The sequence below is a fragment of the Larkinella terrae genome, from assembly GCF_009668025.1.
GTDB lineage: Bacteria > Bacteroidota > Bacteroidia > Cytophagales > Spirosomataceae > Larkinella > Larkinella terrae.
Genome location: NZ_WJXZ01000001.1, coordinates 790299 through 803044, shown reverse-complemented (window position 1 = coordinate 803044; position 12746 = coordinate 790299). Strand labels below are relative to the sequence as shown.

The window sequence follows — 12746 nt, the reverse complement described above, 5'->3', positions numbered from 1 at the left end:
CAATAGCAAAAAATGATAAATAATACATGCAATTCAGTAATTTGCTTTTAAACTCTGTTCTGCATGAAGCATTTTTATTTCCTGATTTGGGGATTGTTCAGTGCCTGGGCGGCTTATGGCCAGAATTGCCCGACACTGGCAATCCCAGCCGTTAAAATTTCGCAGGTTGGGCATCCCAACGAAGCGGCCAATGCGTCGTTTTGCACCGGTGAAAGCGTTCAGTTGAACGCGCTTACCGGTGCAGTCGGCGTTTCGTACCAGTGGAAACGCAACGGTGCGGATGTGGCCGGGGCCAGCGGTTCTTCGCTGGTGGTCAACCAGGCCGGGGAATATTCCGTAACCATCAATCAAACCGGTAACTGCACCGGATCAGCCGTTTCGGCCAACACCACGATCAGTACCAATCAGTGCGGTTCGGGCGGGCTGTTACCCATTTTGGGCGGCCAACTGGAAGATTACAACGGCAGTGCCGAACTTCAGTCCAGTGTATTCCTGCGGGCGGTTTACTTAACCAATACCGGTTCACGCAATAAATTTCCGCTGTCGATCCGGGCCTACGTTTACCGCAAGCGCGACAATGGGCTGGTAACAACCGTAACGATGAGCCGGGGTTCGGTTCTCGACGGGCAGTATACACCCCTGCCAGCCGCCTGTAATGGCGATTCCTCCAAAATTCAGGATGTGCTGTATTTTGGGGCAATCAACTTTCAGTCAGCCGTTTACAACGATCCCGGTGGCTATTATGTAACCACTGAACCGGTTTGCTGCCGGGAGGTAAGCGACAATATCAACGGAACCGGGCCCGTGGTTTTTTACATGGAACTCGGCGATCGCACGAAATATAACGTAACCGCGAGCCACAGCACATTTGGTGGTATTTTCGGATTGCCTTCCCGCATTGAAACCTGCGTGAATCAGCCAGTACGATTGGCCAGCTATTCGTACCCCAGTGCGAATCTCACCCGAATTCAGTATTCCTTGGTTTCGCCATCGACCGGTGATGCCAACACGCCGGTGAAGGACGTCGGCTGGGCGACCGGCTACGGAGCTTCCAGTTTCATGGAAAGTTCCAGTCCTTTGCAAATCGACCAGAACGGTGTGATTACCGGCACGCCAACGAAAGTGGGTACGTACCGGTACGTAGTCAAAGCCGAACTCTTTCAGGGAGCTTTCAAAGGATTCGAATTACGGCGCGAACTGGTGATTCAAGTCAAGGAATGCCCGGCCGTAACGACGCCAACGGTGGTTGTGACGGCTGTGGGAAAACCGGGTCAACCGGCCGGAAATACACTTTGTGAGAACGATGCCGTACAGCTCAACGCCAAATCGCCCCTGAAAAACGTGAATTATCAGTGGTACCTGGATGGCAAAGTCATCAGTGGCGCTACCGATTCGGTGCTGATTTCCCGGCAGGCGGGTCGTTATACCGTTCTGGTGTCCAAAGAACTGGCTTGCCCCCGGTCGGCTGTTTCCAGCCCCGTTTCCATCACCGTTAGTCCCAATCCAACCGTGAATCTGACCGTCAGCAACACCACCGGCGCGTTGTGTCAGGGCGGTTCCCTGACGCTGACGGCGGCATCGACGGCTGCCGGAGCGACCTATCGCTGGCAGCGTGATTCCACAACCCTTGTTGGAACAACCGGCCCGCGATACGAAACCGGGGTGGCCGGTAATTACCTGGTTTCCGTTACGGATGCCAATGGTTGTTCCGGCCGTTCGGCCTCCCTGGCCGTTGCGACGAATTCGCCACCGGATGCGACTATTCTTCCGGCGGCCAACACCGTTTGTCCGGGAAGTGTGCTGCGGTTGCAGGCAACGACCAGCAATGGCGCGACGTATCAGTGGCTGAAGGATGGCACGCCGGTCAGCGGGGCTACTTCGGCGGTTTATGACGTCAGCGCGGCCGGTATGTACAGCGTTGTAGTCAGAGGAGCTAACTCTTGTACGGCTACATCGGGTTCCAAAATCGTTTCGACCGCCACATTGCCCACCGTCAGTCTCAGCGGACCGGCTCAACTCTGCCGAAATGCCAGCGCGACGCTCACGGCCACCGGCAGCAGCGGAACGCTCCAGTACCTCTGGCTACTGGATGGCAGCGGTTTACCCGGCGCAACGACGGCCACGTACGAAGCGAAAAAGGGCGGAAATTACCAGGTTCGGGTTACGGACCCGAACCAGTGTTCGGCGGTTTCGACCAACTGGCCGCTTGCGGAAATTGATAAAATCGATGTGCGACTGGATTCGATTCCGCCTTTTTGCGGGATTGCCGGGGCACCGTTGCAACTAGTCGGAACGCCGGTCGGTGGTAGTTTTAGTGGGAATGGGGTTTCGGGCACCCGGTTTTCACCGGCCTTGGCGGGCGTTGGAACCCACGAAATTATCTATACGATTACGGGAGCTTCGGCCTGCCAGAGCGGAACCGCCAAACGAACGGTTCTCGTCAGACCCCTGCCGGAGGTAAATCTGCCGAATCTTCTGAAAATCCAGCGCGGAACGTCGGTTAACCTGCCGGGTCCGACCGGTGCGGCCTATCAATACAACTGGAGCCCGCCCACCGGTTTGGATCATTCGACCATTGCCAGTCCGCTGGCATCGCCGGATACAAGCACCACCTACCGATTGGTCGTTCAGGATCAGTTCGGTTGCACGGCGGAAGGCCGTGTGCTGGTATCGGTTTCGACTCAATTGTATGTCCCTGAGATTTTTACGCCCAACGGGGATGGCCACAATGACGTTTGGGAACTGCGAAATGCCGCTCATTTTAAAAACGTTGAGGTGGCGGTTTATAACCGCTGGGGTGTGGTTGTCTTTCATTCCATCGGTTACAATGAGCCCTTTAGCGGGCAGAATCTGCCGGACGGTGTCTATACGTATGTCATCCGGTATGATTCACCCGCGAAGCGTTTGGCGGGAACAGTTATAGTAACGCGTTGATCTTTTTATCGCCTTCATTCTTGCACGCTATGCGCCGGTTTGTCGCCCTTCTTTTGCTGATGTTTATTTCTTTTCTAGCTGCCGCCCAGAAGGGAATAGACGTAGAGGCTTCGCTGAAATGGAATAGTCTGTTTAATCAGGCCGACCCCATGCCAGCGATTATTTTCGGCGAAGAATACCTGGACCAAATTGATAAAAAATGGGGGAAGAAAAATGTTACTTATATTACTTATTCTATAGCTATTATTAAGTTACAGTTAAAAGCAAACAACTTTATAAAAGCCAGAGCGCGCGCTGAAGGTATATTTCAATTACTGAAGGAAATAAGCGACCGTGAGCTAATATATGCTTATTTTTTAAATAATATTGGTGACGCATTTAGAGAAGTCGGTGACTATTGGAAAGCCAAAGAATGTTTGGAAGAATCCGCGTCACTCATTCTTAAATTTCAGGGAGAAGATTCTTCGGAGTATGCGACAAGTCTATTCAATCTTGCGAGTTGCTACATGAGTATTGGTTATTTTGATAAAGTAAGTCAGTTCTATCAGCAATCTTTAAAAATAACAGAAAAAAAGAGTGGAAAGAATACACTGAAGTACGCAAGAATACTTAACAATTTAGCGGCTTTTTATGAACGGGATGGTCAGTTGAATAAAGTTGAACCCCTGATTCGGGAAGCGCTGGCCATTTACCGGAATAAACTCGGCGAGAGTAATTCTTTCTTCGGCCAGGATTCGGTTTCGTACGCAACAACGGTAAGTTTTCTGGGCGGGTATTATTTTGACGTGGAACAGTATGACAAAGCCATTGAGATTTATTTGCAGGCTCATGAGTTAATGAAGAAAGTCGCCGATGTAAAACACCCGGCTTATATTGGCCTTCTGAATCATTTGGGTATGACTTACACCAAAAAGAAACAGTTTGCGAAGGCGGATTCTTTATACAGGAGAGCGCTCGTAAGTATCAGGAATAATATTGGTGAGGAAAATTCAAATTACGCGGCTTATCTGAACAACCTCGCCGAAGTAAATCATTTTCAGAAAAAATACGATGCAGCGGATTCATTATTCCAGCTAGCCCTGCAAATTAAAAAACGAATTGCGGGTAATAAAGGCCATAGTTATGCCATTTCATTGAACAATATGGGTAGTTTATATACTTCAATGAAAAGGTATCAGGCCGCCGATTCTTTGTTTAAAGAAGCCATGCAAATAGATGAAATGACGGTCGGTAAAGATCATCCGGGCTACACGGTTTCACTTCATAACTATTCCCAACTTCAGGTTTTACGGCAAAACTGGACCCTGGCCGATTCCTTGTTAAAACTGAATCTGGCAGCCCAATTAAAAGAGAGTAAATTGTTTAGTCAGTTCTTGTCGGAATACGAGAATACACAGGCGCAAAAACCGTTCTCGCAATTGTTTAATTACCTGGCTACTTTTTATACGCAGCATCTTAATCGGTTTTCTCATGCTCCATCATTATTACTAAATACGGCGCTGTATCTGAAAGGTAATCTGCTGCAGAACGTTGATTTACTGCGGCACCGCGTGACGGCCAGCGGTGATACATCTTTGCTTCGGGTTTTTGGTGAGTGGCAGACGCAAAAACGAGCGCTCGCGCAACTCATCCAAAACCCGGATCCGGCCCGGCTGGCAACCAGAACGGAGTTGACGGAACGGGTTGAGCAGCTTGAAAAACAACTGACCCGGCAATCACAAAGCTTTCGCTTACTGGAAGAGGCTCAGCAGATTCAGTGGATGGATGTGCAAAAGCGCCTGAAACCCCATCAGGCGGCTATCGAATTTGTCCGGTATGCCCTCTATAAAGGACTTCGTCAAACCGATTCGGTTTATTACGTGGCTTTTGTAATCCGGCCGGGCTACCTGCAACCGAAGCTCATAACGCTGTGTGATGCAAAGCAACTGGACGCTATTTTCCGCCCGATCGGGTCGTCCCGCCGACCGGTGGGACAGTTGTACGCCAGTCGGGGCTCCATCCTGATCGGGGGAGCCAAAACCGCCTACGGTCGCCGACTTTACCAGCTCCTCTGGGCACCGCTGGAACAGCATTTAACCGGTGTTGAGGAAATTTATTATTCCCCGGACGGCGGTTTGCATCAGCTTGCTTTTGCCGCCCTTCCCTTACCCGACGGCCGACTTTTGAGCGACAAATACCGCCTATACCAGCGCTTTAGTACACGCACATTGGTACAGGAACAACCTGGTACAGTACCACAGCCGAATTGGAACACGGTGGTTTACGGCGGCTCAATCTTCAAGGCCGATTCGGCTGCGTGGTCAATGGGTGTTCACCAGACTACAACTACCATTGATAATCGGCTGGCGATTAATTCGTTACCGATTAATTTAACCCGCAGCAATTCATTGGCGTATTTGCCGGGAACACTGGCGGAAGCCTCGGCCATTCATCGTTTGTTTCAAAACCGGCAAATTTCCAGCCAACTTCTGACCGAGTGGCGAGCCAATGAAGAATCGTTCAAGCTCTTCGAGCGCTCATCGGCTCCGCAGGTGCTGCATGTGGCTACACACGGTTTTTTTTCCCCGGCCCGGCTCCGCCAAAAGGACGCCGTAACCGGAAATCTGTACCAGACTGCCGAAAATCCCTTGTTGCGATCGGGTCTGTTGTTGGCCGGGGCAGAACGGGTGTGGATGGGGGGCAGGCCCATTACGGGTTTGGAAGACGGTATTCTGACGGCGTATGAGGTTGCTCAGCTCAATCTGGATCGCACGGAGCTGGTGGTGCTGTCGGCCTGTGAGACGGGGTTGGGTGACGTAATGGATAGCGAGGGCGTATACGGTTTGCAGCGCGCTTTTAAACTGGCGGGAGCCCGGCGCCTGGTGATGAGTTTATGGAAAGTGCCGGATCAGGAGACGTCCGAGTTTATGATAGAATTTTACCGGTCCTGGATTCAGGGAATTCCGGTGGAAAAAGCTTTTTTGCAGGCTCAGGAAATGATGCGAAACCGCCACAGGGCCGATCCGATCAAGTGGGCCGGTTTTGTACTGGTTGAGTAAAATGGCTATCCGCGTCGGGAAGTTAGCAAAAACAAAAAAGCATTTATCAGAATGGCAAGTGCTTGATTTTAACTATGGGAATTGACGGGTTCGAACAAATTCCTCGTGAACTCACGATCTTCATTTCCAGATAATTAGCCGGATAATCATGGATACGGCGGTGATGATACCAATGCCTGCAACGTCGAGCACCAGCCCGGCATTGCGCATATCAGCCGCACGGATCCGCCCACTTCCAAACACGATCGTATTGGGCGGGGTTGCTACGGGAAGCATAAACCCGAGCGACGCGGCCAGCGTGGCGGGCACCATCAGCATTAATGGGGGCAGGTGGGTTACTTTTTGAATGGCTATTAAAATGGGTAGCACCAATTGGATACAGGCAACATTTGAAGCAAGTTCGCTAATGACACATACGATCACACAAATGCCGGCGATAATAACAACGGGGGACGCATCCTTTAAAAAAAGCAGTTCCTGGGCCAGCCAGGTGCTTAGCCCCGACTGATCGCAGCCTTTTGCCAAAGCAAAACCACTGCCCAACAAGAGGATGATGCCGATCGGAAGTTTTTTCGCTTCTTCCCAGCTCATCAGCATTTTTCCTTTCTCATTTTTCGAGGGAATTAGAAATAGTACTAATGCCATGACAATAGCCACCGTGCTATCCGTAATAAACGAGGCATGTGTACCTAAAAGATGGCTCCAGCCGGTTAAATGAAAAGATCCAAAATCAATATCCTTTCGGCCAAACCACAAGTAGGCGGTACTAACAAAAACCGTAAATACGATCTTTTCTTCAAAAGCCATTTTGCCCAACTGCCGTAGGGAGGCAACGAAGTAACTGCGGTCGAAAACAACTTTTTTTGCCTGGCGTAGAAAGGAGAATTGAAGAATAAGAAACGCCGTGGTCAGCAATAGTACTGCAATCGGAAAAGCCAACACAAACCAGCTGACAAAGTTCATGTCGTGGGCATCTTTGTAAGCATCCAGATAGATTTTGTAGAAAGCAAGATTCGTGGCCGTTCCCACCAGTGTAGCCATGCCACCAATGGATGCCGCGTAAGCAAGCCCCAACAGCATAGCCCTGGCGATCGCGTTTTTTTGAACAGCAGATAGGTTGTGTTTTTCCACCTGAATAATAATGCCCATCACCGCCGAGAGCATCATCATGACGGTAGCCGTATTCGACACCCACATGGAAATAAAGAAAGTCGCGCCCATCACTCCCGCAAGCACGGTGGCTGGGTTGGTTCCCAGTTTCGATAAAATGGACAAGGCAATCCGCTGATGCAGGTTCCACCGTTCAATCGCAAAAGCCAGCAGCACGCCCCCAATAAATAAAAAAATGGTTTGATCCATATATTGCGCTGCCACCGATTGCGAATCGGCTATGCCCAGGATAGGAATCAGGATGAAAGGCAGTAAGGCCGTCACGGCCAGGTCAGTTGCTTCAGTAAGCCACCAAAGGGCCACCCAGGCGGTCACCGCAGCCATTCTGGTAACTTCGGGATGGCCAGGGCTTAAGTCCGCCAAGAATAAAACAAGGAAAAACGCAGCTGGTCCGGCTAATAGCGCACTAAAATGGGCAAGTTTCACAGAATTTCGGTTTAGGCAGTAAAGCACGTAAATAATTAAACAGGAGGGTAAAAGGGGAATTTGGCAAGAGCCTGACTGGATCAGCAAGTTTTTTCCTCTTACTCCCAATCTGCTTAAGCAGGCTATACCCAACAAGCCCCCGCCACATGTCTTAAGAAACAGGTATAGACCTTAACGAAATCAGGTCATACACCAACCACCGTAACCCATAAAATCAAAGTCAAAATAGGTGACCGAATCCCCTTCAAAATGCATGTTTTTAGGCAATAAGTCGAAATGGCAATAACCGGTCAAGAGCCCCAATGTGTTTACCTGATCCAGCGGGGAGTCGATTTCATAGGTGTTTCTCACACCCCGAACCGGAAAGGTGCAGTGAGTAGAGTCGAGGTGATAGCGTTCAGCGGGTAAATCCGCCAAGGCATGCGGGGAAAGAGTCGAATAGGTGGCGGGAAAAATCGATTTCATGACTGCAAGATAAGCCTTAAGTTGATAGGTCTAACTACACCTGTCAATCACCAAGCGGCCTGAGATTGTCCAGGTTTGCCGGACAGTCTAAGTGCTTAGACCATGCCATTATACTTCCGACAGATTTCGGAATGCCCGTCTCGAAGCGATTTCTGAACGATGGAGTACCGGTCTTCTGGAGTGAATGTTCGCCGTGATTTACTCATGATTTCCTAAATTAATAGACTAATCGCACCGGCGACCCGGCTGTTTTTGCAATTTTGTCCAACTATTTAGGGGCTAAGACACCATAACTTTCAGGGGGTAAGGATTTTGCCGAATCGTTGGCGGGTTAAAAAGTACAGAATTTTCCAGAGTAAGCTTTTGGGCTTCTCAATGGGAGCCAGAAATGGAGTGTTCATTTGCTTCAGCCTTTTCTCCAATGACTGGAAAAGGTCCAGTTTGTGACAAGGCCGGTTAAATAAAATTCCCCTGAATCCGTACTATTGTCAAAAATGGGGCTTTTCCCTTGGCTACGTTTTGATAACAAATGCTTTTAATTCGGCCATTTTGCCATCGCGAAAACGCCATACATCGCAGTAGGAATAGCTTGCCATTTCTCCGCTGTCATCTCTTAGGCTGATTTTTCCAACGGCAGTAACGAAATCACCCTCGGCAATGAAATTTTCGACCTCAAATTCCGGCGGCTCCGAATACGCCGAAACCATCCATTGTCGAACGGCTTCTTTCCCTTTTAGGGTTCTTTCGCCTATAAATTCCCATACGGTGTCTTCTGTACAATGAAATAGAAACCCTTCATTGTCGCCTGCGCTGATAGCCGTGTTTGCCTTTTCCAGAATGGTTTTATTCTTCTCAATCATTTGAGTCACATTGTTTATCAGGAAAAATGTCAATTAATTAAAAGCTAAAAACGATGAATTGTTTTCAAACAGCTAATTGATCGCTCATTAACTTCCGGTGGTTGGGATATCCTAATTCCAAATGGATGAGAAGACCGGTCGTTCTGAGAAGAAACCGGACCAGCCATCAAAAAAACAAAATAGCGAATAAGGAGGGTTTCATACAGAAGAAATCAACCACATACCAGAGGGTAGCCAGATAAAAATAGAGAATTGAGGTCGATTTCCAAACCAATAGAGGTTAAGTTTTATCAACTGTTCGTATTGTATTAATTCGAATACCAAAAGAACAATTTATTTGCAGTGGTTTCCTACCAGGATAAATTGTATTTAATTCGGCTCGAAAAGATGAAAATATCTTGTATTGTATATACCTTGTATCTCACCACTACTCAGTAAACTTCACCTTGGTCTACACAAATTCATGAGCAACCTGACTACGTCCTCCCAACAGGAATTAATCATTGAGAACGAGCAGTTGCAATTTGCGCTGGAAGCAGCGGGTATCGGGACCTGGGATTATAATTTGATAACTGGGAGTGTCCAATGGTCAGGTATTTGTAAACAGTTATTTGGCCTTGCACCGGACATAAAAGTGAATGCTGGGATTTTATTGGCCCAGGTTCATCCCGATGATCGGGAACATGTTGCTCGGGCAAACTCGCTGGCACTGAACCCTGAAAATAACCAAGAGCATAACGTAATCTTTCGTACTCTCCATTCCGGCCAGGACGTCCGTTGGGTGCAGGCACGGGGCAAAACCATACGAAACGAAGAAGGCAATCTCACTCGCTTCAGCGGAATTGTGCAGGAAATCACCACCTCTGTTTTGGCGCAGGAAACCCTGGCTGAGAATGCGGCCCGGCAAGCCTTTTTGCTTCAACTCAGTGATCGGTTACGACCCCTGAACGAACCGAATGAAATTCAGTATCAGGCGGCCTGTGTTCTGGGCGAATACCTTGGAGCTAACCGGGTTGGCTATGCCGAAGATCAGGGGGATGGCCAAACGATGGTGGTGACACACAATTACACCAACGGGGTACCCGATCTAAAAGGGGTTTATCGATACCAGGACTATGACTCCGGGCTTTTAAAGGAGTTTCAGGCGGGGCGAACCGTGGTTCGCACAGATATAGCCCATGATTCCGGATTAACTAATTCCGGAAAAGAAGTTCGTCATTCACTTCAATTGGGAGCCACCGCCAGTAAACCATTGGTGAAAGATGGGCGGTTGGTAGCCGCGCTGTTTATTCATTTTCAAAAACCGCATATTTTCACCGAAAACGAAATTGCCTTGTTGGATGAAGTAGCCGAACGAACCTGGGCAGCCATCGAACAAACTCGGGCAAAAGATGCTCTACAACGGAGTGAGGAACGATACCGGAATTTATCCGCCCAGTTAGATGAACAGGTTCGTCAACGCACACATGAACTGGAAATTTCGATAAGGGACCTGAAACGATCGAACGACAATCTCCAGCAATTTGCTTACGTCGCCAGCCATGATCTTCAGGAACCGCTGCGTAAAATACAATCATTCAGTAGTATTCTGGAGCAGCAATTTAGCCCTGTTCTGGGGGAAGCAGGCAGCGATCTATTGCAACGAATGGCTTCAGCAGGTTACCGGATGTCCGGGCTCATTCGGGATTTGCTGACCTATTCCCGGATTTCGACTCGCCAGGAAGTGTTCAGCCCGGTATCACTGGATACGATCGTGACCAAAGTACTTAATACCCTGGATTGGGTTATCGGAGAACGCAATGCCCAGGTTGAAGTGCCATCCTTACCTCAGGTCAATGGCGATGAGACGCAACTGGGGCAGTTATTCCAAAATTTAATTTCCAATGCGATAAAATTTACGCCGAAAGAGAAAATTCCCCAGATCAAGATCAACTGCACGGAAAGGTTGATTTCGGAGCTGCCCTCCAATCTCCACCCAACCAGTAACGCTAACCGGTTCTACCAAATTAGTATTCAGGATCAGGGGGTGGGTTTTGATGCCAAATACCTGGACCGGATCTTTCAGGTGTTTCAGCGACTGCATGGCCGTAGTAATTATCCTGGGACTGGCATTGGATTGGCAATTTGCCAGCGGGTAGTGGAAAACCACGGGGGAGCGATCACGGCTAAAAGTCAACCGGGGCAGGGAGCAATGTTCTACGTCTATTTGCCGATTAATGAACTAAATTAAAACCGGGTGACGTCCCCCTCCAAACGAGACAGTTGTTAATCAGATATTTTCGGTAACAATACAGGTCAAAAAACTTAATTTGTCACGTTGAAAAAGACGGCAGCGGCTGACCGTCCAAATTTGCACAACCATTCAGCTTAACTTAGGAAGAATGGATGAATGGCCCGGATTTGGTTCCATCAAAAAGCCAATTTTACTTAAAAAGGGCAGAATCGTCGTATTGGTACGTTGGCGTTTAGCACTCATTTTGAAAGAGTTGGCGTGTGGTAAGCCTTTTTTACGGAATGGGGTTAAGGCTGGCCCTTTCCTCCGGCAGCACCGTATACCTGCCCAGTAGCGTAGCTGCCATCGTTAGCTGCTAATTGAACATAGATCGAGGCCAGCTCAACAGGTTGGCCAGGCCGACCTAGCGGGGTATCACCGCCAAAAGTCTTTAGTTTTTCCGCCGTGGCACCACCACTGGGTTGCAACGGAGTCCAAATAGGGCCGGGAGCTACACCATTCACCCGGATACCTTTTGGCCCAAGTTGTTTAGCCAGCGATTTAACAAAATTCATTGTGGCCGCTTTTGTTTGGGCATAATCGTACAAATTTGGCGACGGATCATATGCCTGTTCGGACGTTGTTCCAATGATCGAAGCGCCAGGTGATAGATGTGGTAAAGCAGCCTTGATGATCCAGAACGGTGCGTAGATGTTGGTCTTCATCGTCGCGTCGAAGTCCTCCGTAGAGACATCGAGAATGGATTCACGGGTTTGTTGCCGGGCGGCATTACTCACCAATATATCCAACCCACCGAGCCCTTTTACCGCTTGATCAACCAGCCGCTGACAGAAGGCTTCTTCCCGAATATCGCCCGGGATAGCAATGGCTTTTCGGCCTTCTTTTTTGATCAGTTCAATCACCTCCCTGGCGTCAGATTCTTCCGCCGGCAAATAATTGATGGCTACGTCGGCTCCTTCACGCGCATATGCGATAGCCGCGGCCCGACCCATACCTGAATCTCCGCCGGTAATCAAGGCCTTGCGGCCTAGCAAACGACCCGACCCTTTGTAGCTCGTTTCGCCATGGTCAGGACGAGGAATCATTTTGCTGGCTAGACCCGGCCAGGGCTGCATGGGCGTAGTAAAGGGCGGCTTGGGATATTTAGTGGTTGGATCGCTGAGTGGTACCGGAACTGCGGCCTGGGCAGTTGGCCCTTCCGACAAAGCGTTTGCCTTAGAGACTGCTACTGTTGCCGCCAGGGTGCTTCCAATCCCGCTAATTGCCTGACGTCGGCTTAATTGATTATCCTTTTTCATGAGAATCTTCTATGGTTGTATGCTTTTTGTTGAGACCGATTGGTTTTTTCAATGCCATACCCTTAACTGCCAGGATGCAGGAAAGTTGCAGATTACTCGAAACGTCTATGATTCGGCTTCAAATCAAGCCCTGACCGGGAAAGACTGCTTGCAAAAAAATGGTCGTAACTGTTGCACAACACCAATTAGTAATTATCGGTGGGCCCATCTTTATCTAAGCGGAGCTATGCAAAAGCCAGGCTCGTTTATAAGACAACGTTACATGGATAAGTCCGTACTCTTAAAATAAATTGTAAAAAAGAAAATATACCCTTTAGGCCAG

General features: G+C 49.1%; 7 protein-coding genes. 3 read left to right on the top strand and 4 right to left on the bottom strand.

Going from position 1 to position 12746, the window contains the following annotated elements; genetic code table 11:
• Positions 1-63: 63 nt before the first annotated feature.
• On the top strand, positions 64-2934 hold the full coding sequence (locus GJJ30_RS03320) for a T9SS type B sorting domain-containing protein (protein WP_154173110.1): 2871 nt from the start codon (positions 64-66) through the stop codon (positions 2932-2934).
• 29 nt (positions 2935-2963) lie between these two features.
• A complete protein-coding gene (locus GJJ30_RS03315; protein WP_154173108.1) occupies positions 2964-5972 on the top strand; it encodes a CHAT domain-containing protein in 3009 nt (1002 codons plus the stop codon).
• A gap of 120 nt (positions 5973-6092) precedes the next feature.
• Here GJJ30_RS03315 and GJJ30_RS03310 read toward each other — a convergent pair whose 3' ends face one another.
• The 3 genes from GJJ30_RS03310 to GJJ30_RS03300 form a co-directional block, all read right to left on the bottom strand.
• Positions 6093-7568: an SLC13 family permease gene (locus GJJ30_RS03310; protein WP_170299113.1), complete on the bottom strand. Its 1476-nt coding sequence runs from the start codon at positions 7566-7568 to the stop codon at positions 6093-6095.
• 180 nt (positions 7569-7748) lie between these two features.
• On the bottom strand, positions 7749-8033 hold the full coding sequence (locus GJJ30_RS03305) for a hypothetical protein (protein ID WP_154173104.1): 285 nt from the start codon (positions 8031-8033) through the stop codon (positions 7749-7751).
• 512 nt (positions 8034-8545) lie between these two features.
• Positions 8546-8893 carry a nuclear transport factor 2 family protein gene (locus GJJ30_RS03300; protein ID WP_154173102.1) on the bottom strand — a complete coding sequence of 116 codons (348 nt, stop codon included), beginning with the start codon at positions 8891-8893 and terminating at the stop codon, positions 8546-8548.
• Positions 8894-9356: 463 nt separating this feature from the next.
• Here GJJ30_RS03300 and GJJ30_RS03295 point away from each other — a divergent pair, with 463 nt between their 5' ends.
• Positions 9357-11123, top strand: a complete 1767-nt coding sequence (locus GJJ30_RS03295) for a GAF domain-containing sensor histidine kinase (protein ID WP_154173100.1) — start codon at positions 9357-9359, stop codon at positions 11121-11123.
• 290 nt (positions 11124-11413) lie between these two features.
• Here the strand turns inward: GJJ30_RS03295 and GJJ30_RS03290 are convergent, their stop codons facing one another.
• Complete coding sequence (locus GJJ30_RS03290) at positions 11414-12424, bottom strand: SDR family oxidoreductase (protein ID WP_154173098.1); 1011 nt, start codon at positions 12422-12424, stop codon at positions 11414-11416.
• Positions 12425-12746 lie beyond the last annotated feature (322 nt).